Below are 24,986 nucleotides of genomic sequence, written 5' to 3' on the forward strand. Positions count from 1 at the left end.
ACGACAACATCGGTGTCCCGAGAGCGAGACCCCCATGACCCCACGCCGGAGCACGCGCGATGAAGTGGGCGGTTTCGCCCAGGAGGTCGTCGACGAGATCACCTGGTACATGCGGGAGCACAAGATCTCCCGTGCCGACCTGGCCGCGGCGATGGGCGTGTCCGCAGGCCGGGTGAGCCAGATCCTGTCCGGCGACGAGAACCTCACGCTCCGCACGCTGGGGGCGGTCGTCGACGCGCTCGGCGCCCGGCTGGAGTTCACGCTCGGCGACGCCGAGGGCGCGGCCGAGGCGTCGTTCACCGACGGCTGACTGCGTTCACCGACGGCTGACCGCTCCGCCTCCGCCCGCGAGCTACCGGGCGTCTCACAGGGCCCGCCGGGCGTTCTCCGACGCGCGGACGCGCGACGGCGGCGTGAACGCCGGCAGCGCCCGGTAGCCGGCCCGGTAACCGGCGGCCAGCAGCCGCAGCAGCTCGCTCTCCGCGTCGTGCTTGAGCACGCCGTGCAGGCGGCGCAGGTCGTTGAGGTAGCGCTCGTACCGGGCCGCCCTGGTGTGCCGCGAGCCGCTGAGCGCGGTGGCCACCTTCGCGCGGGCCGCCCCGTCCTCGATCAGCGCGGCCACGTCGAGCCGCCGCTCGATGGCGTCCAGCCGCGCGTGGACGCGCTCGCGCCGGCGTTCCTCGGGGGTGAGGCGCTCGGCGATCCGCTCGTGGTAGCGGTTGGCGGCCAGGCTGAGCTCGTAGACGTTCCAGGAGTCGTCCACCCGCCGCTCGCACCACCGCCACTGGTCCTCGGCCATCGCCTGGTCCAGCTTGGCCAGCAGTGACACCAGCCAGAACGTCGCCGCCTCGCGCGCCAGGGACCGCCGCTCCTCGTCCTTGCCCCGCATCTGGCTCAGCCACAGCCCGCTCGGCGCGGCGGCGGCCATCGCGGTGGCCAGGAAGTCGCTCAGCAACAGCTTGCTCAGCAACGCGACCCCGGCGGACGACAGCCCGGTCAGCAGGATCACGGCAACGGCCAGCCGCCGCCCCGCGGGCCCGAACGGCCGCCCCTTGCCCTGGCACCGCAGCAGCAGGAACCCGACGGCGGAGACGACGGCCAGCACCACCGTGAGACCCGCCTGGACGACAGGGTGCATGAAATACGCCCCTCCTGCGCGATGTTCCCTTCATAGTCGCAGCGGGGACGGTGATTGAAAATGCCGTTGCGGACGGCATGTACCGCCCGGATACGGTGACACTAACCTTCGACGGGCATCGCCCCGCCGTCCGCGTCGTCCATGCCGTCCCCGCCGATCCACGAGACAGGAGCTCCGCCCATGCCCGGCCCGCTGGTCGTCAACGACTCGGTCGTCATCCCCGACGCCGAGCTCGTCTGGCGCTTCTCGCGCTCGTCGGGGCCCGGCGGCCAGGGCGTCAACACCACCGACAGCCGGGTGGAGCTGACCTTCGACGTGGCGGCGAGCACGGCGCTGCCGCCCGCGCTGAAGGAGCGCGCGCTCGGCCGGCTGGGCTCGGACACGATCACGATCGCCGCCTCGGAGCACCGCTCGCAGCTCAGGAACCGGGAGGCCGCGGCGCAGCGGTTGGCCCAGCGGCTGCGCGAGGCCATCGCCCCGCCACCAAAGCGACGGCGCCCGACCAAGCCCAGCCGGGGCTCGGTCGAGCGCCGCATCGCCGCCAAGAAGCAGCGTTCCGACATCAAGCGGCTGCGCCGCGACCTCTGAGGGCCGGTCTCCGGTCCTCAGCGGGACAGGGCGGGCTCGCGCACGTCGAGGACGGGCTCGCACAGCTTCAGCGCCGGCTCCCGCCTCCTCGGGGCGGGCTCCAGGGCCTCGGCGGCGAGGGCCGGCTCCAGCAACTCGGCGGGACACAAGGGGCCGATCACGGCCCGTACCTGCTCGCGCAGGACGAGGTCGGCGAGATGGCCGTCCTCGTCGAAATGGCGGCAGCCGGGCAGGATCACCAGCTCAGCGCCCGTCACCACCGCCCCGGCCCCCTGGAGCCTCTTGTACAGCTCCGCCTGCGCCCACATGGCCCCGCACGCCCGCGCGCTCGCGCTCATCACCGCCACGTGCTTGCCGGACAACGCCTCCCGCGCCGTCAGCCAGTCGAGGGTGTGGCTCAGCTCGGCCGGCAGCAGGCTGTGCTCGGGCGCCGTCAGGATCACCGCGTCCGCCGCCGCGATCAGCCCGGCCAGCTCCCGTACCGCGGCCGGGGCCGGCTGCCCGGCCTCGTACGGCGGTATCTCCCCCAGCCCCTGCCACACCTCGAATCCAACGCTCTCGGGCAACTCACCGCCCGCCGCTTCCAGCAACCGGTTGACGAACGATCCGGCGTGAAGGCCGGCGGCGATGCCGATGATTTTCACCCTCTGCTCCCAAGGGGTTCCGGTGTTACCGGGAAACTGCCCGATGCCGGGGTTGTCCAAGACCATGCCCCGGTCAAATGTGATTCCCGTGCCGCAGCACTACCCCAGGGATGAAAGTTAATCTTCCAACTTCCTGTTGCGCCGGAAAATTGGCGCCAGCACGCGCAGCACCAGGATCGCCGAGATCATCAGCAGGTTGTAGCCGATGAGGTGGAACAGCGACGTACCGGCCATGATCTGCGGCCCGCCGCCGGTGCCGAGCAGCATGACGGCCATGACGCCCGCCGTGGCGCCGAGCACCGTCAGCAGCACCTGGTGCAGCAGCCCGGTCACGTAGCGGCGGTCGCGCTCGTCGGCGAGCAGCCGCACGTTCACGCTCAGCCTGCCGTGCTCGGCGGCGCTGGCGATGCGCTCGACCCGGCGGGGCAGGCGGCGCAGCATCGGCAGCAGCGCGGCCAGCTCCTGCGTGAGCGTCTCCTTCACGGCGGCCGGCTCGGCACGCTCGGCCAGGTGCCGCCCGGCGAACGCGCGGGCCTCGCCGATGAGGTCGAAGCCGGGCGACAGGCGCACCAGCGTGCCCTCCAGCGTGGCCAGCGCCCGGAAGACGGCGGCCACCTCGGGCGGGATCGACAGCCCGTACGCCATGACGATCCGGAACAGGTCGGTGAACATCTGCATGCTGTCCATGCCCGGCCCCAGATGCCGGGCCATGAACTGGCCGAGCGCGCGTTCCAGGGCGGCCTCGTCGATGTCCTCGGGGCGGGGCACCACCTCCAGCAGGGCGTCGGTGACGCCGAGCGGGTCCTGGCGGTTCATGGCGAGCAGGAAGCGCTGCAGGGCCGAGCGGACCGAGGCGTCCAGGCGGCCGACCGAGCCGAAGTCGAGCAGGCCGAGACTGCCGTCGTCGAGCAGCATGAGGTTGCCGGGATGCGGGTCGGCGTGGAAGACGCCGTCCACGAGGATCTGGCGGAGCAGGCAGCCGAGCAGGTCGCGGGCCAGGCGGGGGCCGTCCTCGGGCGCGGCCTCGGTGACCGGCCGGCCCGACAGCCGCCGCATCACCAGGACCCGCTCGGTGCACAGGGCGGGCACCGGAACGGGGTAGGTGACGCGCCCTCCGGGGCCGTCCGCGCCGCTCCCCGCCGTGACGGCGGCCAGGTTGGCGGCCTCCACCCGGAAGTCCAGCTCCTCCCGCACGGCGGCCGCGAACCCCTCCGCCAGGTCGCGCAGCCCCAGCGAGCGCCCCCAGCGCGTACGCGACTCCAGCGTGGCCGCCAGCCGCCGGACGATGTCCAGGTCCCTGGCCACGACCGCCTCGATGTCCGGCCGCCGCACCTTGACCACCACGCTCTCGCCGCCGTGCAGGCGGGCGGCGTGGACCTGCCCGATGGAGGCGGCGGCCAGCGGCGTCCGCTCGAAGGCGGCGAAGACCTCCTCCACCGGCCCGCCCAGCTCCTCCGTGAGCACCGGCTCGACCCGCTGCCACGGGGCCGGGCCGACCTGGTCCTGGAGCCGTCCCAGCTCCTCGACGAACTCGGCGGGCAGCAGGTCACGCCGGGTGGACAGGACCTGGCCGAGCTTGACGAACGTGACGCCGCCCTCGTCCAGGGCCTGCCGCAGGGAGCCGGCCAGGCGTACCTTGCCACGCCGGTCGTCCAGCCGCTCGCCCCGGCCCCGCAGGTAGGGGCCGAGGCCGTGCTTGATCGCGATCCGGGTGATCTGGGAGTACCTGCGGGCCCGCGACACCCGCCCCCGCACCGACCGCAGCAGCTCCACGGGGCCCGGCAGCGAGCCGGGCGGGACCAGCGCCTCGGCCAGCACCAGCAGCATCATCGGGACGAGCACCATGGCCATCACGACGAGCAGCAGGACGCCCAGCGCCCCCACGTCCGGCAGCCGCCCGCCGGCCGGGATGTCCATCGCCGACAGGATCGGCGTGAGCAGCGGCTCGGCCAGCGCGAAGGCGACCAGCGCGGCCACGAACGTGCGTAACACGCCGAACCGGACGTCCAGCAGCCGTTGCGCCACCGCCGCCATCAGAGCGATCGTCAGGAGGGCGAACAGCGCGACGAGCAACTGGGCGAGCAGGTCCATGAGGCAGGATCATGGCACGGACGGAGCCCCGCCATCACCCGGGGATGGGCGCACCCTGGGGCCAGGCGCCGGGACCAGGGCCGGGACCAGGGCCAGGCGCCTGGGACCCACGCTCAGGGCCGCACGCTCAAGGGCACACGCTCAGGGGCGGGCTCAGCCCAGGCGCTCGGCGGCGCGGGCCCGGCGCGCCTCGCGGCGCTCGACGAACCTGGCCGCCGTCACCTCGGCCTTCGCCAGGAACGCGGCCAGCTCCTCGCGGGCCTGCTCCCCTTCGGGACCGAGCCCGGTCTTGTCGAACACCGCCCACTGCCGCAGCACCGGCATGAGCACGTCGTCGAGGTGGAGGCGCAGGTCGTAGATGCCCTCGTTGGCGATGATCATCGCCTTGCGGGCGAACCCGTCCATGCCCTGCCCCGGCATCTGGAACGTCGTGACGACGTCGGTCACCGCGCGCATGGTCTGGCCCGGGTCCAGCTCGAAGGCCGCCTTGAGCAGGTTGCGGTAGAAGAGCATGTGGAGGTTCTCGTCGGCGGCGATGCGGGCGAGCAGGCGCTCGCAGCCCTCGTCGCCGGAGGCCCTGCCGGTGTTGCGGTGGGCGATGCGGGTGGCCAGCTCCTGGAAGGAGACGTAGGCGAGCTGCTGGAGCATGGTGCCGTACTCGGTGACGTAGCCCTGCTCCATGTGGTGCATGCGGGCACGTTCCAGAGCGACGGGATCGACCGCGCGGGTCACGGTGAGGTAGTCGCGGATGGCGGTGCCGTGCCGGTCCTCCTCCGCCGTCCAGCGGTGCACCCAGGTGCCCCACGCGCCGTCACGGCCGAACGTGGTGGCGATCTCGTGGTGGTAGCTGGGGAGGTTGTCCTCGGTCAGCAGGTTGACGATGAGTGACACGCGGGCGGCCTCGGGGATCTTGGAGTCGCCCTCCTGCCACGCCGCGCCTCCGTAGATGCCGTCGAAGTCGCGACCCTCGCTCCACGGGATGTACTCGTGCGGGAACCACTCTTTGGCCATCTTGTGGTGGCGGTCGAGCTCGCCGGCCACCACCGGCTCGAGTTCGTGCAGCAGCTCCGTCTGAGTCATCGCCATAAAAGATCTTCTCCTTCAGGTTACGGGACCGTAGGTTAGGCTACCCGAAGAAGGTGCGGGCCGAGAGGGCAGTCGTATGTGACTTGATATGACTTATGTCCCCTACGTCCGGACTCAGTCGCCGCGCCGGCGCAGCAGCCGGTCGATCTTGATGCCGAGGTCGAGCATCTCGGAGCGTACGGACTCGAACTCCTGGGCCATCTCCGCCCGCACCCCGGCGAAGCTCTCGGCCACCTCCAGCCGCACCTCCGGCCCGCCGCCCCCGCCGGGGAACGCCCCCGGCGGGGCACTGACCACCCAGCGGATGCCCTCGACCTCGGTCTGCAGGGCCGCGATGTCCTGGCCCACCTCGGCACAGACCTCGCCGACCCAGCACCGGAACGCCGCGATCTCCTGCTGGAGCTGCCGGGTGCGGTCGTTGAGCTCGCGCAGCAGCTCCGCCTGCCGGGCCGCCACCTCTCCCTCATCGGCCCCTACGGCGCCGCGGCCGGCCTCCAGGCCCTCAACACGGAGCTTCAAGTCGAGAATCTCCGCTCGTACGTCCACGCACGCCCGCCTTCTCCCTTGTTTCCGTGGTCGCCCGGTCGCTTTCCGTGACGATCGTAGCCAGTGCGATCCGCCAAGGTGAGCCGCTTTACCCAGCCGGGCCACCACCGGCACAACATGCTGGGGCCCCCGACCCTCACCGGCCGAGGACCCCGGGGACGCCTACGCGCTGAGCCTCTCCAGGATGAGATCCACCTTCGAGTCGATGCCCGTCACCTTGGGCGCGAGACCGACGACCTGAGCCCGGAGATCGGCCATGTCCCGCCGAAGCTCGACGACATCACCCTTGAGCCCGGCGACATCACCCTTGAGCTCAGAGACATCGCCCTTGAGCCCAGCAACATCACCCTTGAGCCCAGCAACGTCGCTCTTGAGCCCGGCGACGTCGCTCTTGAGCTCGACGACATCACTCTTGAGCTGAGCGACATCGCTCTTGAGCTCGACGACATCGCCCTTGAGCTGAGCGACATCGCTCTTGAGCTCGACGACATCGCCCTTGAGCTCAGCAATGTCGCCCTGCATCACCGTCACGTCGCTCTGGAGCTTGGTCACGTCGCCGCGTAGCTCGGTGACGTCGCCCTGGAGCTTGGTCATGTCGCCGCGTAGCTCGGTGACGTCGCTCTGGAGCTTGGTCACGTCGCCCTGGAGCCTGGTGACGTTGCCGCGTAGTTCGGTGATGTCGCCGTCCATCTTCTTGGTGCGGACGTCGATGTGCCAGAGGCGCTCCGCCTGGGAGTCCAGCTCCTTGGAGTGATCCGACACGACACCTCCCGAGCCCACGATCACCTCGACATTGCGCATCCGGACCTTCAGACGCTCGATCTCGTGTTGTACGCGCATGTGCGCCCTCCATCGTCTACGGTGACGTGAGGGACCTGGTTACTTAGCTTAGCCAGGTCCCGTTCTTCTGCCCGCACATGATTGCAGATCGTGGGCGTGTCGCGACGCTGAGTGAAGAAATTCTCATGAACGGTCCTCGATCTCCCAGATGTGGTCGATGACGTGCCAGGTGATGCGGCGCAGGGCATAGCGGGGCGGCCACTTGGTGGTCAGGGGAGGGTGCCAGGCGCGGGAGAGGGTGAGGGCGAGCTCGTCACGCAGGGCGTCGCGGTCCGCGACCGACTTGTACGGCTTGTAGCGGATGTCGAGCATGCGGGCGTAGGAGCGTTCGGCCTCCACCACGTGGTCCACGATCCTGCTGCGGTCGCGGCCGCCGCCACGCGGGCCCTTGCGCAGCCCCTCGGGGGCGGCGCCGGCGACCTCCTCGAACAGGTCCCAGGCGGCCCGCATCAGCGCGACGCAGCGCTCGGCGTCGGCGGCGGGCAGCGGCTCCAGATCCAGGTCGGGGACGACGGCGGGGATGCCGAAGTCGGTGCTCGAACTGCCCGGCACGCGGGCCACCACCTCCGGCTCCCCGGGCGCGAACGGCACGCCGGCCCGCTCGGCGATCACCCGGTAGCGGGCCTCGTCATCCATCAGGCGGTCCAGGGCCGCCTCCTCGCCCTTGCCGGCGCGGGCCCAGCCGGGCCAGTCGAGCGAGCAGGCGAACACCTTCTTGGGTCCGGTCTCCAGGTACACGCGGGTCATGCCGCCCAGCCTGCCGGAGGAACCTGTCAGGAGCCGTCAGGTTCGCACGGACCCGCTTCCGGACGCGGCCGCTCCCGATGAGGCCGGTCTCAGATGAGGCCGGTCTCAGATGAGGTCGATGAGGTCGGCCACGGACTCGACGACGAGGGAGGGGCGGTAGGGGTAGCGGTCGATCTGCTCGCGCTGGGTGACCCCGGTGAGGACGAGGATCGTGTAGAGGCCGGCCTCCATGCCGGAGACGATGTCGGTGTCCATGCGGTCGCCGATCATCGCGGTGGTCTCGCTGTGGGCCTCGATGTCGTTGAGCGCGCTGCGCATCATGCGGGGGTTGGGCTTGCCGACGAAGTAGGGGGCGACGCCGGTGGCCTTGGTGATGAGGGCGGCCACGGCGCCGCAGGCCGGCAGGGAGCCCTCGGTGGAGGGGCCGATGGGGTCGGGGTTGGTGGCGATGAAGCGGGCGCCGTTCTCGATGAGGCGGATGGCGCGGGTGATCTGGGTGAAGCTGTAGGTGCGGGTCTCGCCGAGCACGACGTAGTCGGGGTCGAGGTCGGTCAGGACGTAGCCGACCTCGTGCAGGGCGGTGGTGAGCCCGGCCTCGCCGATGACGTACGCCGACCCGCCCGGCCGCTGGTCGTCGAGGAACTGGGCGGTGGCGAGGGCGGAGGTCCAGATGGACTCGGCGGGCACGGTGAGGCCGGCGCCGGCCAGCCGCACGGACAGGTCCCGTTGCGTGTAGATCGAGTTGTTGGTCAGCACCCGGAACTTCCTGCCGGATTCGTCGAGCCGCTTGATGAATTCGTCCGCCCCGGGGATCGGCCGCCCCTCGTGGACGAGGACGCCGTCCATGTCGGACAACCAGGAGTCGATCCGCTTACGCTGAGTCACCCGGCCATCGTACCGACGTGGCTTGTCGACTTCCGTGCCGGTAGGTGAACAATGTTCTTCATGGCGTTCATGGAATCCGCGCAGGATATGCGGGACGAACTCGTACAGCTCAGGCACTCCTTGCACACCACCCCTGAGCTCGGCCTCCACCTGCCCCAGACCCAGGAGAAGGTGCTCGCCGCGCTGGACGGGCTGCCGCTGGAGATCACCACCGGCACGGCGCTGAGCTCGGTGACGGCGGTGCTGCGGGGCGGCCGGCCGGGCGGCCCGGCGGTGCTGCTGCGGGGCGACATGGACGCGCTGCCGGTGACGGAGAAGAACGACCTGCCCTACGTCTCCCGCTCCCCCGGCCGGATGCACGCCTGCGGCCACGACCTGCACACCGCGATGCTCGCGGGCGCCGCGCACCTGCTGAGCGCGCGGCGCGAGGAGCTGGCGGGCGACGTGATCTTCATGTTCCAGCCGGGCGAGGAGGGCCACGAGGGCGCCAAGTACATGATCGAGGAGGGCGTGCTGGACGCGGCGGGGTCGCGGCCGGTGGCGGCGTACGGCATGCACGTGGTGTCGTCGATGTTGCCGAACGGGTTGTTCGCCTCCCGGCCGGGGCCGATCATGGCCGCGGCCGACGTGTTCCGCGTGACGGTGCGGGGCCGGGGCGGGCACGGGTCGAGCCCGCACCGCGCGCTGGACCCGATCCAGGCCGGCTGCGAGATGGTCACGGCGCTGCAGACGATGGTGACCAGGACGTTCGACGTGTTCGACCCGGTGGTGGTGACGGTGGGCAGCTTCCACGGCGGCTCGGCCGACAACGTGATCCCGGACGAGGCGAGCTTCGAGGCGACGGTGCGCACGTTCAGCAAGGACAACCGGACGCTGGTCATGCGGCGGCTGGTGGAGGTGGTCGAGGGCATCGCGGCGGCGCACGGGCTGACGGCCGAGGCCTCGTTCGGCATGGGCTACCCGGTGACGGTCAACGACCAGGGGGAGGCCGGTTTCGTCGGCAGCACGGCCGACGAGCTGTTCGGGCCCGGGCGGTACTTCGTCTCGCCGCAGCCGGTGATGGGGTCGGAGGACTTCTCGTACGTGCTGGAGCAGGTGCCGGGGGCGTTCGTGTTCCTGGGCGCCTGCCCGCCCGGCCTGGACCCGGCCACCGCCCCCTACAACCACTCCCCCGAGGCGAGGTTCGACGACGCGGTGCTGACGGACGGGGCCGCGCTCTACGCCTCCCTGGCGCAGGCGAGGCTGGCCGCCGCGTGAAGGCGTGGGCGGTGCGCGAGCCGGGGCCGATGGCGTCCGGGCCGCTGGAGCTCGTCGAGCGGGACGTGCCCGAGCCGGGTCCCGGCGAGGTGCTGGTGCGGGTGGAGGCCTGCGGCGTGTGCCGGACGGACCTGCACCTGGCCGAGGGCGACCTGCTCCCCCGCCGCCCGCGCACCACGCCCGGCCACCAGGCGGTGGGCCGGGTGGCGGGCAGCGACCGGCGGGTGGGCGTGGCCTGGCTCCGCTCCACCTGCGGCATGTGCCGCTACTGCCGCAGGGGCACGGAGAACCTGTGCCCGTCGTCCGCCTACACGGGCTGGGACGCCGACGGCGGCTTCGCCGAGTACCTGGTGGCGCCCGAGGACTACGTCTACGACCTGCCGGGCGACGTGCCCGCCGAGCGGCTGGCGCCGCTGCTGTGCGCGGGGATCATCGGCTACCGGGCGCTGGCCCGCTGCGACCTGCCGCCGGGCGGGCGGCTCGGCATCTACGGGTTCGGCGCCTCTGCGCACCTGACCGCGCAGGCGGCCCTCGCGCGGGGCGCGACCGTGCACGTGGTGACCAGGTCGGCCGCCTCCCGGCGGCTGGCGCTGGAGCTGGGCGCGGCCTCGGCGGGCGAGCGTCCGCCGGAGCCGCTGGACGCGGCCGTCCTGTTCGCGCCGGTGGGCGACCTGGTGCCGCCGGCGCTGGAGGCCCTGGACCGGGGCGGGACGCTGGCGGTGGCCGGGATCCACCTGAGCGACGTCCCGGCGCTGAACTACGAGCGGCACCTGTTCCAGGAGCGCACGCTGCGCAGCGTGACCGCGAACACGCGGGCCGACGGGCGGGCGTACCTGGAGCTGGCGCTGGCGCACCCGCCGCACGTGACGACGGCGCCCTATCCGCTGGAGGCCGCCGACCGGGCGCTGGCGGACCTGGCGGACGACCAGGTCAACGGCGCGGCGGTGCTGCTGATCGGCTGAGATTTTACTTGATGGCGATTGGCGCCACCGCGTACCCTCATGAAGGAAAGTTACATTAGCCTCACAGTCTCTGGAGATTATTGACGCTGCCTGGACGCGATCGTAGTGTCCCGGTCAATCCCTTGAGACATCCCCCGGAGCGGCAAATGAAGCGACTGGCAGCGGTAGTGACGTTGCTGGGCCTTGCCGCCGCGACAGCGGCGTGCAGCGGTGGTTCCACCAACAAGTCCGGCGGCGGCGCGGGCGGCGGCGGTGGCGGGCTGTTCACCACCATCGACGTGAACCGGCCGGGACTGGAGGCCTCCGCCCCGGCCAACCCGTACAACCCCAAAGGCAACTCCTTCCCGGGCTACAGCTCCATGAAGCTGGGCTGGGTCAAGAACCACCTGACCGATCCCAACCAGGCTCTTCCCGGCATCGCGGCGAGCTGGGAGATCGCGCCCGACAACTCCTCCATCACGCTGAAGCTGCAGCCGAACGCCAAGTGGTCCGACGGCAAGCCGGTGACGGCCGAGGACGTCAAGATGTCCATCGGCATCGCCTACACGCAGGGCAGCACGGCGTTCTCGATCACGCCGGGCGCGGCGGGTGCGGCGGCCGAGGTCACGGTCGTCGACCCGCAGACCCTGAAGATCACCCAGGACATGGCCAACCCGAGCCCGAAGTTCGCCCGCGGCGTGCTCGACACCACGGTCCTGCCCGCGCACGTGTGGAGCAGCGTGCTGCCCGCCGACTTCTGGGACAAGCTCAAGGCCGCGCGCGGTGACGGCGCCGACGCCGAGAAGTCCCGCGAGGAGATCACCGGCCTGGGCGAGAAGGTCATCGCCTTCGCCCCGCCGAAGGACGTCTCCGCCGGGCCGTTCGTGCTGGAGCGGGTCAACCCGTCCGAGGCGCTGCTGGTCAAGAACAAGTACTTCTACAACGCCGCGAACGTCGCCCCGGCGCAGGTGAAGTTCCTCAACTACACCGGCAACGAGCAGATCTGGAACTACCTCATCGCCGGCAAGCTCGACCACGCCGGTTTCACCGCCGCCCCGACCGACGTGATGAACCGGATCAAGCAGGCGCCCGGCAACGAGGTCATCAAGGGCTACTCGCCGGTCGCGGTGGGCATGGCGTTCAACCAGTCCAAGAAGCCCTACGACAACGTGCACGTGCGCCGCGGCCTGGCCTACCTGATCGACCGCGACCAGGTCACCAAGGTCGCCTCGCCCGAGGGCGGCACGCCGGCCGTCACCACCTCCGGCATCCACCAGAAGGCCGCCCAGGCCTGGATCCCGGACACGCTGCCGGCGCTGGAGCCGTACAAGCCGGACGTGGCCAAGGCCGAGGCCGAGTTCAAGCAGGCCGGCCTGCAGAAGAAGGACGGCAAGTGGGCGCTGGCCGACGGCTCGGCGTGGAAGGTCTCCATGCACGCGCCCGCCGGCTTCTCCGACTGGCTGTCGGCGCAGGAGAACATCAAGAGCCAGCTCGTCAAGGCCGGCGTGGACGCCGAGGTCGTCACGACCGCCGACTACCCGCTCTACCTGGAGGAGCTGAACGCCGGCAAGTACGACGTCGGCTTCTGGCTGATGGCGCTCGGCCCCGCGCCGTACGACATCTTCCAGCGCCTCTACGGCGCCTCCAACGGCTGGGCGAACGTGGCCGGCAAGGTCGAGCACTCCGCGCCCGGCAAGAACGGCAACTGGATGGGCGGCCCCGAGGAGATCGAGGTCGACGGCCAGAAGATCAACCCCGGTGAGCTGACCGCCAAGCTGAACTCCTCCGACGAGGAGGCCGCCAAGCCGATCATGGCGCAGCTCGCCAAGGCCGCCAACCAGGACCTCCCGGTCATCCAGCTCTGGGACTACGTCAACACCCAGTTCGTCAACAACAGCCGCTTCACCGGCTGGCCGCACGACGACTCGATCCTGCGGATGGGCACCGGCGTGCTGCCGTCGGGCGTGTGGATCCAGCAGGGCCTGATCAAGGCGAAGCAGTAGCCTATGACGCTCATCGCACGGCGACTCGCGGGCCACCTGGCCCGCGGGTTCGTCATGATCCTCGTAGTGGCGACGATCAGCTTCTTCATCATCAACAACATCCCCGGCGACCCGATGGCCGCCCGCTACGAGAAGCTGATCGAGCAGGGCATGGCCCCGGAGGCCGCCCGGCAGGCCGTCAAGGTGCTCTACGGCTTCCAGCCCGACGGCTCGCTGTGGCAGCAGTACGCCGACTTCATCGGCGGCCTGTTCCGCCTCGACCTCGGCGTCTCGGTCTCCAGGCCCGGCACCCCGGTGCTCGACGTGCTGACCGACGCGGCCAAGTGGACCGTTCTACCCGTGCTGGCCGGCACGCTGCTGAGCTTCCTCGTCGGGATCGTCCTCGGCGTGTACGCCGCCGTCAAGCGCGCCGGCAAGCTCGGCGACGCCCTGTCCATCTCGGGCTCGCTGCTGCACGGCATCCCGCAGTACGTGCTGGGGATGCTGCTCGTGGTGATCTTCGCGACGCTGACCGGGCTGCTGCCCGCCGACGGCTCGGTGGACATCCTCTACGAGCCGGGCTGGAACGCCGGTTACCTCGGCTCGCTCGTCGAGCACGCCGTGCTGCCGGTGCTCACCTACGCCCTGTCGGCCTACGGCGGCTGGATCCTGGCCATGAAGTCGTCGGTGGTGACCGTGCTCGGCGACGACTTCATCCTGGCCGCCGAGCTGCGCGGCATGAAGCGCTCGATCGTCTTCCGCTACATCGCCCGCAACGCGATCCTGCCGCTGTTCACCATGCTCGCCCTGTCGCTGGGCCTGCTGCTCGGCGGCGCGGTCTTCATCGAGAAGATCTTCAACTACCCCGGTCTGGGCTGGCTGCTCATCGGCGCCGTCAACGACCGGGACTACGCTCTGATGGGCGGCGCGTTCCTGCTCATCACCGCCGGCACCATCCTGGCCAACATCATCGCCGACCTGTTCTACACGGTCATCGACCCGCGGGTGCGCAGCGGAGAGGAGGCCTCGTGAGCGCCACGCTCATCCCCGAGACCGGATCGGCCGCCTCGGCGCTGCGCCGCAACTTCTGGCGCGGCGTGTGGCGGGTGATGCGCCGCAAGCCCAGCCGCATGGTCGGCGTGGTCATCCTGGCGGGGTTCGTCCTCATGGCGGTCCTCGGGCCGATGCTGCTGCCGGAGCACCTGCCCGACGACCCGGGCGCGATCACGCAGCCGCCGAGCTGGGAGCACTGGCTGGGCACCGACCCACAGGGCCGGGACGTCATCGCGCTGGTCGTCAAGGGCTCCCGCTACGTGCTGCTGACCGCCGCGATCACCGCGCTCATCACGGTCGTCGTCGGCACCGCGATCGGGCTGTTCTCCGGCTTCAGGCGGGGGCGCTGGGACACCGTGCTCATGCGCCTGACCGACATGAAGCTCACCATCCCGGGCCTGCCGCTGCTGCTGGTGCTGGCGACCGTGTGGCGCTTCGGCAGCCCGTGGCAGATGGGCCTGGTGCTCGGCCTGCTGGGCTGGGGCGGCGTGGCGCGGGCGGTGCGCGCGCAGACGCTGTCGTTGCGCGAGCGAGGGTTCATCGAGGCGGCGCGCGGGCTCGGACTGTCCACGACGCACATCATCGGCAGGGAGCTGCTGCCGAGCATGGCGCCGTACATCGCGATGAACATGCTCATCTCGGTCACCGGTGCGGTCTACTCGCAGGTGGGCCTGTTCTTCCTGGGCGTGCTGCCGTACGAGTCGGACAACTGGGGTGTCATGCTCAATCTGGCCGTGTTCCAGGCGGGTGCCATGATCACCCCCAACGCGCTCGGCTACCTGCTGGGCCCGCTGCTGGCGATCCTGCTGTTGACGCTGGCGATCGTGCTCGTCGTGGACGCGATGGACGAGATCTTCAACCCCCGGCTGCGCGAGGAGTAGTGAGGGTGAGCAAGCAAGCGCCGGGAGTGCGCATCGACGGCCTGACGGTCGTCTACAGGACCCCCGCCGGGGAGCTGCCCGCGGTCAGGGACGTGACGCTGACGCTGGAGCCCGGCTCGATCACCGGCATCGTCGGCGAGTCCGGCTCGGGCAAGTCCACCCTGGCCCTGTCGCTGCTGAACGCGGTGCAGCCGCCCGGCCGGATCGCGGCCGGCAGCGTCGAGATCGACGGGCTCGGGGACGTGGTCGGGCTGCGCGGCGAGGAGCTGCGCAAGGCCCGCGGCAAGCACGTCGGCTACGTCTTCCAGGCCGCCCAGAACTCCCTCAACCCGCTCAAGACGGTCGGCAAGCAGCTGCTCGACCTGGGCCGCTCGCACGGCGTGGAGGACCTGCGCGGCCTGGTGCGCGAGGCCAGGGAGCTGCTGGGCCGCATGGGGCTGGACGGCGCCCGGGTGCTCGACTCGCACCAGCACGAGCTGTCGGGCGGCATGCGCCAGCGCGTCGGCATCATGCTGGCGCTGGTGCTCAACGCCCACCTGGTGGTGCTGGACGAGCCGACGACCGCGCTCGACATGATCACGCAGGCCACCATCCTGCGGATCGTGCGCGAGGTGCACGCCGAGCGCGGGCTGACGACGCTGGTCATCACGCACGACATCGGCGTGGTGGCGGAGGTGGCCGACCGGCTGGCCGTCATGTACGGCGGGCGCCTGGTCGAGCAGGGGCCGACGCGGGAGGTGCTGGGCGCGCCGCGGCACCCGTACACGCGGGGCCTCATCCGGGCCATCCCCCGGCTGACCGGCGACATCGGCGAGGCGCGGGCGCTGCCGGGCCGGCCGCCGACGCTGGCGACCGTGCCGAAGGAGGGCTGCGTGTTCAGGGAGCGCTGCCCGCTGCGCATGGAGGTGTGCGAGAGCGTGGACCCGGCGGCCGTCGCCGACGGGCCGCGCGTGGTGGCCTGCCACGCCGTCACCGCCCAGCCGCCCGCTCCCGCGGGCCAGGACGTCGCGACGAAGGAGCACGCGTGATCACCGGGACCGGCGTCGTCAAGACGTTCAAGCAGCGCGGCAAGGTGCTCGGCGCCCGGGAGGTGCGGGCGCTGCGCGGGGTGGACTTCGCCATCCCGAAGGGCGGGGCGGCCTCGTTCATCGGCGAGTCGGGGTGCGGCAAGACCACGCTGGGCCGCATCATCGCCGGGCTGGAGAGCTACGACGAGGGCGAGATCGTCATCGGCGACGTGCCGATGTCGCCGCTGCGGCCCAAGCAGCGCCAGCCGTACTTCCGCAGGATCCAGATGATCCACCAGGACCCGTACTCGGCGCTGAACCCGACCAGGACCGTCCACCAGACGCTGCACGCGCCGCTGAGCCTGCGGGCCCGCCAGACCGGGCGGTCGCAGGCGTGGATCGAGGAGCGGGCGGCCGAGGTGCTGACGCTGGTCGGGCTGGACCCGGGCACGGTGTTGTCGCGCTACCCGCACCAGTTGTCGGGCGGCATGCGGCAGCGGGTGGTCATCGCGCGGGCGCTGACGGTGGACCCGGAGATGCTGGTGGCCGACGAGGCCGTGTCGATGATCGACGTCTCGCTGCGGCTGGGCATCCTGGCGCTGCTGAAGGACCTGCGCGAGCGGCTGGGCGTCAGCGTGCTGTTCATCACGCACGACGTGGCCACCGCGCGCTACATCGGCGACGACGGCGAGCTGTACGTGATCTACCGGGGCCAGGTCGTCGAGCGCGGCCCGGTGGACACCGTGATCGCCGACCCGGTGCATCCGTACACGCAGGCGCTGCTGTCGGCCATCCCGGTGCTGCACGGGCTGGAGCGGCCGGGCGAGGAGCCGGTGACGCCGCTGGAGTCGCTGGACGAGAGCCAGGCCGACGAGGGCTGCCTGTTCGCCCGCCGCTGCCCGTTCCGGGGCGAGGGGTGTACGAGCGAGCGTCCGCTGCTGCAGGTCACCGAGGGGATCCCGCAGGAGCACGCGTGCTTCTACCCGGCGCGCCGCGACGTCATCGCGCGGCCCCTGAGCGAGGTGTGATGGGCTTCGAGGTGCGCCCCGCGGAGCCGGCCGAGGCGGCCAGGGTGGCGGAGGCGGCGCTGACGCTCGACCCCGGGCAGGGGGCCGCCCTGGTGGCGCGGCTGTCGAACCCGCCGGCCACCCGGACGTGGACGGCGCTGGCCGTGGACGGCGGCGTGGCGATGGTCTCCCTGTCGGACAAGGACCCGGGCGCCGGGCACCTCGACCTGCTGGCCGTGGAGCCGCCGGCGCGGGGCGAGGGGCGCGGCCGGGCGCTGGTGCGGGCGGCCGAGGAGTGGCTGCGCGAGCGCGGCGCGCGGGAGGCCCGCTGGGCCGGCAACCCGCCCTGCTACGCCTGGCCCGGCGTGGACGTGCGCTACACCGCCGCCGCCTGCCTGGCCGAGAGCCTCGGCTACGAGCGCTACCACGTGGCCTGGAACATGACCGCCGGGCTGTCCGGCGACCTGTCGGTCGAGGACGACCTCGCCCGGCTGGACGCGAGCGGGGTGGCCGTGCGCGCGGCGGCCGGGGCGGACCGGGAGCGGGTGGCGGCGTTCGTCGCCCGGCACTGGAACGAGCGGTGGGCCTGGGAGGCGGCCAACGCCACCGGGCTGCACTACGCCGAGCGCGACGGGGAGGTGCTGGCCTTCGCCGCCTGGGGGGCGCGGCCGTCCTGGTTCGGGCCGATGGGCACCGCGCCGGCCGCCCGGGGGCTCGGGCTGGGTCGGGTGCTGCTGCGCAGGTGCCTGGCCGAGCAGCGGGCCGCCGGGCAGGCCGACGCCCAGATCGGGTGGGTGGGGCCGTTGCGGTTCTACTCGCGTGCCGTGGGCGCGCGGGCGGAGCGCGTCTTCTGGCTCTACCGGCGCGATCTGGCGTGATGTCATCCGTACAGCAGCGGTCCCGAGGGGGGTCCCGGCGGCGGGCACAGGTCGCGGGGGTCCTCGCCGGCCTCCAGCCGCCGGGTCAGCTCGCCGGAGCCCCACAGATGGTCCAGGCCCGGCAGCAGGCGCAGGTCGCCGGGGTAGAGGGTGCGGGCCACGTGCAGCATCGACAGGCCGGTCAGCACCGGCCGGAACGCCTCGCGGTCGTGCACGTGGAGCTGGACGCCGCGCACGGGGGTCCCCGCGTGCTTGTGGAAGGTGGGGGTGAACCAGACCTCGCGGAAGCGCACGCCGGGCAGGCCGAGGGCGTCGAGCGCCGGGGCGAGGCGGGCGTCCGCGTACGGGGCTCCGATCAGCTCGAAGGGCCTGGTGATGCCGCGGCCCTCGGAGAAGTTCGTGCCCTCGAACAGGCCGGTGCCGGGGTAGACGAGGGCGGTGTCGGGGGTCGGCATGTTGACCGAGGGCATCACCCAGGGCAGGCCGGTCGCCTCGTACGGCGTGCCGCGCCGCCAGCCCTCCATCTCCACGACGGTCAGGTCCACGTCGAAGCCGAACAGCAGGGCCAGCTCCCCCACAGTCAGCCCGTGGCGCACGGGGACGGGGAAGCGGCCCACGAAGCTGGCGTGGGCGGGGTCCAGCGGCGGGCCCTCGGCGATCGTGCCGCCGAGCGGGTTGGGCCGGTCCAGCACCACGAACCGCAGGCCCAGCCGGGAGGCCGAGGCGAGCAGGTCGTACATGGTCCAGATGTAGGTGTAGAAGCGGGTGCCCACGTCGGCGATGTCGAAGACCAGTGTGTCCACGCCCGCGGCGGCCACCGCCTCGTCCAGCGCCGGGCCGGACAGCTTGTAGGTGTTGTGCACCGGCAGCCCCGTCCGCTCGTCCACGGCGTCGGGCTCGGCGCCGTCGGCCTGGGCGGTGCCGCGCAGGCCGTGCTCGGGGCCGAACAGGGCGGTCAGGGACGCGCCGGCGGCCAGCAGCGCGTGCGCGGTGGGGGTCAGGTCGGGAAGCACGCCGGTGGGGTTCGTGACGAGGCCGAGGCGGGTACCTCCCGCGAGCGCGGGGTCCGCGGCGAGCCGTTCGGCTCCGGTACGCACAAGAGTCATGCAGCCATTGTGCTGAAAGATATTTACAAGAGAGAAGATAAGGGTGGAAATTAGCGTCATGATTGATCCGCTACCCGAGCTGCCCGCCGAGCCGCCCACCGACCTGCCCACCGAGCAGAGCGATCCCCGCTACAGCCAGATCGACCGGCTGCCGACCCAGCAGATCGCCCGGCTGATGAACCAGGCCGACGCCGCCGTGCCCGCGGCCGTCGCGGTGGTCATCCCGGCCATCTCGGACGCCATCGACGCGATCTGCGCCCGCATGTCGCAGGGCGGCCGGCTCCTCTACGTCGGCGCCGGCACGTCGGGACGCCTGGCTGTGCTGGACGCCAGCGAGTGCCCGCCCACGTTCGGCACGGACCCGTCGCTGGTGCAGGGCGTCATCGCCGGCGGGCCCGAGGCGCTGACCCGGTCCGTGGAGGGGGCGGAGGACGACGCCGAGGGGGGCGCCGCCGCCATGAAGGACCTGGAGGTCGGCCCGCTGGACTCGGTGGTCGGCGTGTCCGCCAGCGGCCGGGCCCCTTTCGTGCTGGGCGCGCTGGCGGAGGCGGCCGGCCGCGGCGCGCTCACGGTGGGCCTGTCGTGCAACGACGGCGCGCCGCTGTCGGCCGCCGCCGAGCACGCCATCGAGGTGGTCGTGGGGCCCGAGGTGGTGACCGGCTCGACGCGCCTGAAGGCGGGCACGGCCCAGAAGCTCGTGCTCAACATGATCTCGACGATCAGCATGGTCAAGCTCGGCCGGACCTACGGCAACCAGATGGTCGAGATGTCGGCGATGAACGCCAAGCTGGCCGGGCGGGCGCTGCGCATGGTCCGCGACATCACCGGCGCCGACCAGGAGACGGCTGAGGCGGCCCTGGAGGCGGCGGGCGGGCAGACGAAGATCGCGGTGGTGATGATCCAGCACGGCATCGACGCCGACGCGGCCCGCGCCCTGCTGGCCTCCCACGGCGAGCGCCTCAGCGACGTGCTGAGCGGCTGACCGGACCCGCGGTGCTGGAACAGGACATGACGGACGCCGGGGACGGGCTCGCGGCGATCCTCGCGGGGGCGGTGCCGCGGGTCTGCCCGGCCGCGGTGGCGATGATCGCCGTGGACGGCGACGTGGCCGCCACGGCCGCCGCCGGCGAACTGGTCCGTTACGCCGACGCCGGGGGCGCCCTGGCCGCCGCCCGCCCGCCCGCGCGCCACGACTCGATCTTCGACCTGGCCTCGGTCAGCAAGCTGTTCACCACGGTCGTGCTGCTGTCCCTGGCCGAGGAGGGCCGGCTCTCCCTGGACGAGCCGGCCGCCGCCCGGCTGCCCGGCCTGGACCCCCGGATCACCCCGCGCCGCCTGCTCACCCACACCGCGGGCCTGCCGCCCACCCGTCGCATCGACCGGGAGCTGCCGGCCGCCTCCGCCGCCGAGCGCATGGCGGCGATGCCGGCCACGCCGGTCGCCCACCCCGTCGGCGGCCCCTACCTCTACAGCGACGTCGGCATGATCCTGGCGGGCCGGCTGGCCGAGGTGGCCGGCGGCGCGCCGCTCGACGTGCTCGTCCGCGACCGCGTCACGGCCGTGCTGGGCCTGCCCGACACCGGCTACCGGCCGCCGGGCCGCCCGCGGCCCGACCTGGAGCGGGTGGCCGCCACCGAGTACAAGGCGGGGCGCGGCTGCGTGCGCGGCGAGGTGCACGACGAGACCGCCCACGCGCTGGGCGGCGTGGCGGGGCACGCCGGGGTGTTCGCCACCGCCGCCGACCTGCTGGCCTTCGGCGAGGCGCTGCGCCGCGGCGGCGGCCCGGTGCTGCGGCAGGAGAGCGTGGCCGAGATGACCCGCGACCAGGGCGTCACCGGCGCCGCCTTCCGGCACGGGCTCGGCGTGCGCCTCGGCGACCCGGCCGTCGCCGGGCTGCTGGCTGGCGCGTACGGGCATTCGGGCTTCACCGGCACCTCGCTGGTCGTGGATCCGGCCCGCCGGCTCACCGTGGTGCTGCTGACCAACGCCGTCCACCCGGTGCGGGGGCGCGGCGGCATCCGCGAGCTGCGCCAGGCGGTGGCCGCCGAGGCCCTGCGCCTGGCGGGGACGGGCCGGCGCTCACCCTCGCGCCCCTGACGGGCCCGCCACCACGAGGTGGCGGCCGTGCGGCAGCGGGCGCGAGCGCAGGACGGCCAGCCCGGCGCCGGCGAGCAGCGCCCCCAGCTCGCCGAGCGTGCGTTCCTGGCCGCCGGCGAAGAGCGTGAGCATCATGACGTCCAGCGCCGCGCTCGCGGTCGTCGAGCGGGCCGGGTCGTCCTCCAGCACGCCGTCCACGATCCACAGGCGGTCGTCCGGGGCCATCGCGGCGGCGACCCGGGCCAGCAGGCCGGCCGCCCGCTCGTCGTCGTAGTTGTGGAGCACGTTGCTCAGCACGTACAGCTCGGCCGGGGGCAGCGGGTCGGTGAACATGTCGCCCGCCACCACCGTGAACTCCGGCCCGAGCGCCTCCCGCGCCCGCGCCGCCACCTCCGGCAGCTCCAGCAGCGCGCCCCGCAGGCCCGGGTGCGCGCCGGCCAGGGTGGACAGCAGCACACCGGTGCCGCCGCCGATGTCGGTGACGCTGCCCGGCACCTCCTCGCCGGCCAGGGCGCGGGCCACCGTGACCGTGACGGCCGACATGAGCTGGTGGAACAGCCGGGCGGATTCGGGCCTGGCCTGCAGGTAGGCGTAGGGCGAGTCGACGCCGAGCTGCTTGAGCGCGGCCGCCTCGCCGGTGGCGATCGTGCGGTGCAGCAGGTGCGCCGACTCGCGCCACAGGTCGTCAGCCCACATCAGCAGCTGCGGGGCCAGCGAGTCGGGGCGGCCGGTGGTGAGCAGGGAGCCCTCCTCGGTGAGCAGGTAGCGGCCCGCCTCGTCCCGCTCGACCAGGCGCAGGTGGTGCATGGCCCGCAGCAGGCGGGCCAGCAGCCGCTCGTCCGGATGGCCAAGGCCGGTCGCCGTGGCCACGGCGGCGGCCAGCTCGCCCACCGTGCGCGGCCGGGCGGCCAGCAGGTCGGGCACCGCCAGGCGGGCGGCGGCCCGCAGGGCCGAGTGCATCGTGAAGGCGTCCAGCAGGTCCTGCACGCGCGGGATGCGCTCATCCGGCATGGGGGGCTCCCTCTCTCGCAAAGGCCGGAGGCCAGACTAGGGGGCCAGCGCCTCCAGGGCCTCCTCGGCGCGGCGCAGGGCCTCCTTCGCGTCCAGGCCGACGAACTCGCGGTCGAAGTTGAGGTCGTGGAAGACGTCGGTCACCCCGGCCGCGGCCAGCTTCTCGACATCGGCCCTGATCTTGTCGTACGGGCCGGTCAGCGGGCGCTCGCCGGCCTCGTCGCGGACCTGCGTGACGCCGCGGCACACGAAGCGGAACCCGGCCGCGTCCCGCCCCGACGCGGCCAGCTCCGCCTTGATCAGCTCCACCCGCCCGGCGATCGACGCCAGGTCCTCCCTGCTGGAGCTCACCCAGCCGTCGGCCAGCCGCGCGGCCCGGCGCAGCGCGACCTCGGCGGTGCCGCCGAGCAGGATCGGCGGCGGCCCCGGCAGCGGCTTGGGGTCGATGTGGGACGGCGGGACGCGGTAGAAGGCGCCCGCGTGCTCCACCGGGTCATCGCCCCACGCCTTGCGCAGCACCTCGACGAACTCCTCGCCCCGGCGCCCGCGCTGCTCGAAGCCCGTGCCGGCCGCCTCGAACTCCTCCGGCAGCCAGCCCAGCCCGAGGCCCGCGATCAGCCGGCCGCCGGAGACCGTCTGCAGCGTGGCGAGCTGCTTGGCCAGCACGACCGGCTGCACGTACGTGTTGATCACGGCGACGGCGAGCCCGATGCGGCCGGTCACTCCGGACAGGTGCGCCAGCGTCACCACGGGGTCGTGCACGCTGCGGTAGGTCGGCCCCATGTCGTGCCCCACGGGGTAGAGCACCCGCTGGAACGTCCAGAGGTCGTGGTAGCCCAGCTCCTCCGCCCGGACGGCGATGCGGCGCATGTTCTCCGGCGTGGCCCAGGGCCCTGACTGCGGTACGGCGAAACCGATTCTCATGCCTCCTAGTCTGGCCCCCTAGGCTGTACGCGTGGGTCTTGAGGAGGAGTTGGCGGGGATCGCCGCCGCGTACGGCGGCACGGGAGAGCCCGTGCTGCACCCGACGCGCACCGACGTGGTGGTGTTACGCAGGGGCGAGGTCGTGGTCAAGGCGCACTCGGCCGGCGACGACGCCGGGGCGCTGCGGATCCGGCTGCGGGCCGCCGCCGCCCCCGCGGTGAGCGCCGTCATGCTGGCCCCGCTCGACGCCGAGGTGCTGACGGTCGCCGGGCGCGCGGTCACGGTCTGGCCGGCCGGGCGGCCCGTCGGGCAGGACGAGCTGGACGACGCGCCCTGGGAGGAGGGGGCCAGGCTGCTGGCCGCGCTGCACGCCGTCCCGCTCACGCTGCTGCCGGCGCTGCCGCCCGCCGGCGGGCCCGCGCGGGCCGCCCGCGCCGTGGCGCGGATGCCCGGCGACGGGCCGGTGGAGGAGCTGATCCGGCGGACGTTCGAGGAGCTGCCGGCGGCCCCGCCGGCTCCCGGGCTGCTCACGCACGGCGACTGGCACCTGGGGCAGCTCGTGCGCCGCGACCGCTGGCTGCTCATCGACGTCGACGACCTGGGCGTCGGCGACCCGGCCTGGGACCTCGCCAGGCCCGCCGCCTGGTACGCCGCCGGGCTGCTCGACCCGGCCGTCTGGGAACGTTTCCTCGGCGCCTACCTGGCGGCGGGCGGGCCCGCGCTGGGCCGCGGCGACGACCCCTGGGCGCGGCTGGACGTCCCGGCCCGGGCGCTGACCGTCCAGCTCGCCGCCGTGGCCGTGGTCAACGCCGCGCGCGAGAACCGGGAACTCGACGAGGTCGAACATTCGTTGGTCGAATCGTGCAACAGAATCGTCAGAGCGTAGACGAGGTTGCGCGCGGTAGGTTTCATCCTGAGACCTGAAGTCCAAGGAGAGCGACTTAGATGCAGTGCCCCAAGTGCCGCGGGAACATGCGGACCTATGAGCGCAACGGCGTCCACATCGAGCAGTGCGACAACTGCCGGGGGATCTTCCTCGACTACGGCGAGCTGGAGACGCTGACCAGGATGGAGTCGCAGTACCACGCGGCTCCCCCGCCGCCTCCGCCCGCCCCCGGGCCCGCCTGGGGCGCCCCGCCGCACGGCGGCTACCACCACGGCGGCCACTACCGCCAGCGCAGCTGGGTCGGCATGCTGTTCTCCAGCTGAGCCGTCCGCCCGAGGCCGCGCACCCGCCACGGGTGCGCGGCTCGCGCCACCCGGGGCCGGCCGTCCGGGAGGAGCCCGGGTCAGTCCGGGAAGGAGTCCGGGTCCACGGCCGCGGTGCGGGCGTTGCCGCCCGAGATGGCGTGCAGGGTGACCCGCCAGTCGTGCCAGCGGATCTGCGTCGCCGTCACCGTGGTCTTGAACGTGACCGACTTCTGGAAGCGTTCGAAGCTGCAGTCGCGGGTGAACGCCTTGCTCTTGCGGTCCCAGTCCACGCCGTGCGTGAAGTAGATCTTGTACGTGCCGTCCCGCACGCCCTTCACCTTGAACGTGGCCTTCCTGCGGACGTACACGCTGAACGCCTTGCTCCTGCCGCGCATCACGGTCACCACCGCGTCCCGGCCGGCGCCGTTGTCGATCTCCAGGGAGCTGCGGCCGCCGAGCGCGCCCTTGCGGACGAACGAGCCGTTGTCGAGCCGCCGGTTCTGCCTGCTCGCGGCCTTGACGTCCACCACGTCGGCCGGATAGTCGCCGGCCTGCTGGAGCGCCTCCCCCGCCTCGTCCAGGGCCTTCAGCTTGCCGCCGAGGTCGGCGAGCACGGCCGAGGAGCTGCACAGGGCACGCGCGCCGACCTTGCCGCCGGTGGTGCCCAGCGCGGCGACGAAGTCCCGCAGGCTGGTGACGTACGCCTCGTGCTGGGCCCGTACGGCCTCGGGCGGGGTGAGCGCGGCCAGCGACTCGGCCGCGCCGCTCAGGGTGTCCTCGGCCTTGGCGACCCGCTGGTCCAGCGCCTTGACCCCGCGCGCGCCGGCCAGGGCGGCGATCGCGTCGGCCATCGGCTCGTGCCTGCCGTCCAGCTCGGCCTTGTACGCCTCGGGGGTGAGCGCGCTCGCGCCCGGAGCGGTCGAGGCCGTGCCGGCGCCACCGATGCCGCCCTTGCCGCCGGCGACGCCGGAGACCGTCGGCTCACCGCCCTCGGGAGTCGGCGCGGCGGAGGAGCAGGCGCTGAGGGTGAGGGTCGCCAGAGCGAGAACACACGAGATCAACCGGGGTGAAGCCACCTGCCACACT

At 72.6% G+C, this 24,986-nt stretch carries 26 protein-coding genes; 14 read left to right on the forward strand and 12 right to left on the reverse strand.

Features of this window, described 5'->3' with window-relative positions:
* Positions 1-34: 34 nt before the first annotated feature.
* Positions 35-310: a helix-turn-helix domain-containing protein gene (locus tag AB0H75_RS30390; protein WP_367802099.1), complete on the forward strand. Its 276-nt coding sequence runs from the start codon at positions 35-37 to the stop codon at positions 308-310.
* 54 nt (positions 311-364) lie between these two features.
* On the opposite strand, the gene AB0H75_RS30395 is transcribed toward AB0H75_RS30390, so the two are convergent.
* Complete coding sequence (locus AB0H75_RS30395) at positions 365-1,138, reverse strand: hypothetical protein (protein ID WP_367802101.1); 774 nt, start codon at positions 1,136-1,138, stop codon at positions 365-367.
* A gap of 180 nt (positions 1,139-1,318) precedes the next feature.
* Between AB0H75_RS30395 and arfB the strand changes: the two genes are divergently transcribed.
* Positions 1,319-1,726, forward strand: a complete 408-nt coding sequence (gene arfB / locus AB0H75_RS30400; RefSeq protein ID WP_367802103.1) for an alternative ribosome rescue aminoacyl-tRNA hydrolase ArfB — start codon at positions 1,319-1,321, stop codon at positions 1,724-1,726.
* A gap of 17 nt (positions 1,727-1,743) precedes the next feature.
* On the opposite strand, the gene AB0H75_RS30405 is transcribed toward arfB, so the two are convergent.
* From AB0H75_RS30405 to AB0H75_RS30435, 7 genes are all read right to left on the reverse strand, one after another.
* Entirely contained in the window at positions 1,744-2,370 is a 627-nt protein-coding gene (locus AB0H75_RS30405) for an NADPH-dependent FMN reductase (protein ID WP_367802105.1), read from the reverse strand.
* A gap of 117 nt (positions 2,371-2,487) precedes the next feature.
* Complete coding sequence (locus AB0H75_RS30410) at positions 2,488-4,461, reverse strand: ABC1 kinase family protein (protein WP_367802107.1); 1,974 nt, start codon at positions 4,459-4,461, stop codon at positions 2,488-2,490.
* Between the two features lie 153 nt (positions 4,462-4,614).
* Positions 4,615-5,547, reverse strand: a complete 933-nt coding sequence (locus tag AB0H75_RS30415; RefSeq protein WP_367802109.1) for an acyl-ACP desaturase — start codon at positions 5,545-5,547, stop codon at positions 4,615-4,617.
* 114 nt (positions 5,548-5,661) lie between these two features.
* Complete coding sequence (locus AB0H75_RS30420) at positions 5,662-6,066, reverse strand: hypothetical protein (RefSeq protein ID WP_367802111.1); 405 nt, start codon at positions 6,064-6,066, stop codon at positions 5,662-5,664.
* Between the two features lie 189 nt (positions 6,067-6,255).
* A complete protein-coding gene (locus AB0H75_RS30425) occupies positions 6,256-6,933 on the reverse strand; it encodes a hypothetical protein (protein ID WP_367802113.1) in 678 nt (225 codons plus the stop codon).
* Between the two features lie 123 nt (positions 6,934-7,056).
* Positions 7,057-7,680: a hypothetical protein gene (locus AB0H75_RS30430; RefSeq protein WP_367802115.1), complete on the reverse strand. Its 624-nt coding sequence runs from the start codon at positions 7,678-7,680 to the stop codon at positions 7,057-7,059.
* A gap of 105 nt (positions 7,681-7,785) precedes the next feature.
* On the reverse strand, positions 7,786-8,526 hold the full coding sequence (locus AB0H75_RS30435) for an HAD-IIA family hydrolase (RefSeq protein ID WP_367802697.1): 741 nt from the start codon (positions 8,524-8,526) through the stop codon (positions 7,786-7,788).
* 99 nt (positions 8,527-8,625) lie between these two features.
* Between AB0H75_RS30435 and AB0H75_RS30440 the strand changes: the two genes are divergently transcribed.
* From AB0H75_RS30440 to AB0H75_RS30475, 8 genes are all read left to right on the forward strand, one after another.
* On the forward strand, positions 8,626-9,822 hold the full coding sequence (locus AB0H75_RS30440; protein WP_367802117.1) for a M20 family metallopeptidase: 1,197 nt from the start codon (positions 8,626-8,628) through the stop codon (positions 9,820-9,822).
* Positions 9,819-10,784 carry a zinc-dependent alcohol dehydrogenase family protein gene (locus AB0H75_RS30445; protein ID WP_367802119.1) on the forward strand — a complete coding sequence of 322 codons (966 nt, stop codon included), beginning with the start codon at positions 9,819-9,821 and terminating at the stop codon, positions 10,782-10,784. Before AB0H75_RS30440 ends, AB0H75_RS30445 begins: the two co-directional genes overlap by 4 nt.
* A gap of 146 nt (positions 10,785-10,930) precedes the next feature.
* Positions 10,931-12,766, forward strand: coding sequence for an ABC transporter substrate-binding protein (locus tag AB0H75_RS30450; RefSeq protein ID WP_367802121.1), 1,836 nt, complete (start codon positions 10,931-10,933; stop codon positions 12,764-12,766).
* A gap of 3 nt (positions 12,767-12,769) precedes the next feature.
* Complete coding sequence (locus AB0H75_RS30455) at positions 12,770-13,777, forward strand: ABC transporter permease (RefSeq protein WP_367802123.1); 1,008 nt, start codon at positions 12,770-12,772, stop codon at positions 13,775-13,777.
* Complete coding sequence (locus tag AB0H75_RS30460; RefSeq protein WP_367802125.1) at positions 13,774-14,679, forward strand: ABC transporter permease; 906 nt, start codon at positions 13,774-13,776, stop codon at positions 14,677-14,679. The genes AB0H75_RS30455 and AB0H75_RS30460 overlap by 4 nt, the downstream gene beginning before the upstream one ends.
* Before the next feature lie 5 nt (positions 14,680-14,684).
* A complete protein-coding gene (locus AB0H75_RS30465; RefSeq protein WP_367802127.1) occupies positions 14,685-15,707 on the forward strand; it encodes an ABC transporter ATP-binding protein in 1,023 nt (340 codons plus the stop codon).
* Complete coding sequence (locus AB0H75_RS30470; protein WP_367802129.1) at positions 15,704-16,714, forward strand: ABC transporter ATP-binding protein; 1,011 nt, start codon at positions 15,704-15,706, stop codon at positions 16,712-16,714. The genes AB0H75_RS30465 and AB0H75_RS30470 overlap by 4 nt, the downstream gene beginning before the upstream one ends.
* A complete protein-coding gene (locus tag AB0H75_RS30475; protein WP_367802131.1) occupies positions 16,714-17,571 on the forward strand; it encodes a GNAT family N-acetyltransferase in 858 nt (285 codons plus the stop codon). The genes AB0H75_RS30470 and AB0H75_RS30475 overlap by 1 nt, the downstream gene beginning before the upstream one ends.
* Before the next feature lie 2 nt (positions 17,572-17,573).
* Here the strand turns inward: AB0H75_RS30475 and AB0H75_RS30480 are convergent, their stop codons facing one another.
* Positions 17,574-18,677 carry an exo-beta-N-acetylmuramidase NamZ domain-containing protein gene (locus AB0H75_RS30480; RefSeq protein ID WP_367802133.1) on the reverse strand — a complete coding sequence of 368 codons (1,104 nt, stop codon included), beginning with the start codon at positions 18,675-18,677 and terminating at the stop codon, positions 17,574-17,576.
* A 58-nt stretch (positions 18,678-18,735) separates the two neighbouring features.
* On the opposite strand from AB0H75_RS30480, the gene murQ reads away from it, so the two are divergent.
* Entirely contained in the window at positions 18,736-19,659 is a 924-nt protein-coding gene (murQ, locus tag AB0H75_RS30485; protein ID WP_367802135.1) for an N-acetylmuramic acid 6-phosphate etherase, read from the forward strand.
* A 26-nt stretch (positions 19,660-19,685) separates the two neighbouring features.
* Positions 19,686-20,774, forward strand: coding sequence for a serine hydrolase domain-containing protein (locus AB0H75_RS30490; protein WP_367802137.1), 1,089 nt, complete (start codon positions 19,686-19,688; stop codon positions 20,772-20,774).
* On the opposite strand, the gene AB0H75_RS30495 is transcribed toward AB0H75_RS30490, so the two are convergent.
* A complete protein-coding gene (locus AB0H75_RS30495; protein WP_367802139.1) occupies positions 20,757-21,785 on the reverse strand; it encodes a methyltransferase in 1,029 nt (342 codons plus the stop codon). The two genes, AB0H75_RS30490 and AB0H75_RS30495, sit on opposite strands and share 18 nt — an antisense overlap.
* A gap of 36 nt (positions 21,786-21,821) precedes the next feature.
* Positions 21,822-22,709, reverse strand: a complete 888-nt coding sequence (locus tag AB0H75_RS30500; protein WP_367802141.1) for a TIGR03619 family F420-dependent LLM class oxidoreductase — start codon at positions 22,707-22,709, stop codon at positions 21,822-21,824.
* 31 nt (positions 22,710-22,740) lie between these two features.
* On the opposite strand from AB0H75_RS30500, the gene AB0H75_RS30505 reads away from it, so the two are divergent.
* Together AB0H75_RS30505 and AB0H75_RS30510 are read left to right on the forward strand one after the other, a co-directional pair.
* A complete protein-coding gene (locus tag AB0H75_RS30505; protein WP_367802143.1) occupies positions 22,741-23,595 on the forward strand; it encodes a phosphotransferase family protein in 855 nt (284 codons plus the stop codon).
* Positions 23,596-23,654: 59 nt separating this feature from the next.
* Positions 23,655-23,918, forward strand: coding sequence for a zf-TFIIB domain-containing protein (locus AB0H75_RS30510; protein ID WP_367802145.1), 264 nt, complete (start codon positions 23,655-23,657; stop codon positions 23,916-23,918).
* Positions 23,919-23,998: 80 nt separating this feature from the next.
* Here AB0H75_RS30510 and AB0H75_RS30515 read toward each other — a convergent pair whose 3' ends face one another.
* The gene (locus AB0H75_RS30515; RefSeq protein ID WP_367802147.1) at positions 23,999-24,976 is read right to left on the reverse strand and encodes a hypothetical protein; all 978 of its coding nucleotides are present in this window, start codon (positions 24,974-24,976) and stop codon (positions 23,999-24,001) included.
* Positions 24,977-24,986: the final 10 nt, after the last annotated feature.

It is taken from the genome of Nonomuraea sp. NPDC050783 (assembly GCF_040802095.1).
Lineage (GTDB): Bacteria > Actinomycetota > Actinomycetes > Streptosporangiales > Streptosporangiaceae > Nonomuraea.

Coding starts and splice junctions, on each gene's coding strand:
- AB0H75_RS30430 (WP_367802115.1), bottom strand. CDS start 7,680: ATGACCCGCGTGTACCTGGAGACCGGACCCAAGAAGGTGTTCGCCTGC.
- AB0H75_RS30390 (WP_367802099.1), top strand. CDS start 35: ATGACCCCACGCCGGAGCACGCGCGATGAAGTGGGCGGTTTCGCCCAG.
- AB0H75_RS30480 (WP_367802133.1), bottom strand. CDS start 18,677: ATGACTCTTGTGCGTACCGGAGCCGAACGGCTCGCCGCGGACCCCGCG.
- arfB (WP_367802103.1), top strand. CDS start 1,319: ATGCCCGGCCCGCTGGTCGTCAACGACTCGGTCGTCATCCCCGACGCC.
- AB0H75_RS30425 (WP_367802113.1), bottom strand. CDS start 6,933: ATGCGCGTACAACACGAGATCGAGCGTCTGAAGGTCCGGATGCGCAAT.
- AB0H75_RS30450 (WP_367802121.1), top strand. CDS start 10,931: ATGAAGCGACTGGCAGCGGTAGTGACGTTGCTGGGCCTTGCCGCCGCG.
- AB0H75_RS30475 (WP_367802131.1), top strand. CDS start 16,714: ATGGGCTTCGAGGTGCGCCCCGCGGAGCCGGCCGAGGCGGCCAGGGTG.
- AB0H75_RS30495 (WP_367802139.1), bottom strand. CDS start 21,785: ATGCCGGATGAGCGCATCCCGCGCGTGCAGGACCTGCTGGACGCCTTC.
- AB0H75_RS30510 (WP_367802145.1), top strand. CDS start 23,655: ATGCAGTGCCCCAAGTGCCGCGGGAACATGCGGACCTATGAGCGCAAC.
- AB0H75_RS30435 (WP_367802697.1), bottom strand. CDS start 8,526: ATGGACGGCGTCCTCGTCCACGAGGGGCGGCCGATCCCCGGGGCGGAC.
- AB0H75_RS30455 (WP_367802123.1), top strand. CDS start 12,770: ATGACGCTCATCGCACGGCGACTCGCGGGCCACCTGGCCCGCGGGTTC.
- AB0H75_RS30440 (WP_367802117.1), top strand. CDS start 8,626: ATGGCGTTCATGGAATCCGCGCAGGATATGCGGGACGAACTCGTACAG.
- AB0H75_RS30490 (WP_367802137.1), top strand. CDS start 19,686: ATGACGGACGCCGGGGACGGGCTCGCGGCGATCCTCGCGGGGGCGGTG.
- murQ (WP_367802135.1), top strand. CDS start 18,736: ATGATTGATCCGCTACCCGAGCTGCCCGCCGAGCCGCCCACCGACCTG.
- AB0H75_RS30500 (WP_367802141.1), bottom strand. CDS start 22,709: ATGAGAATCGGTTTCGCCGTACCGCAGTCAGGGCCCTGGGCCACGCCG.
- AB0H75_RS30415 (WP_367802109.1), bottom strand. CDS start 5,547: ATGGCGATGACTCAGACGGAGCTGCTGCACGAACTCGAGCCGGTGGTG.
- AB0H75_RS30410 (WP_367802107.1), bottom strand. CDS start 4,461: ATGGACCTGCTCGCCCAGTTGCTCGTCGCGCTGTTCGCCCTCCTGACG.
- AB0H75_RS30395 (WP_367802101.1), bottom strand. CDS start 1,138: ATGCACCCTGTCGTCCAGGCGGGTCTCACGGTGGTGCTGGCCGTCGTC.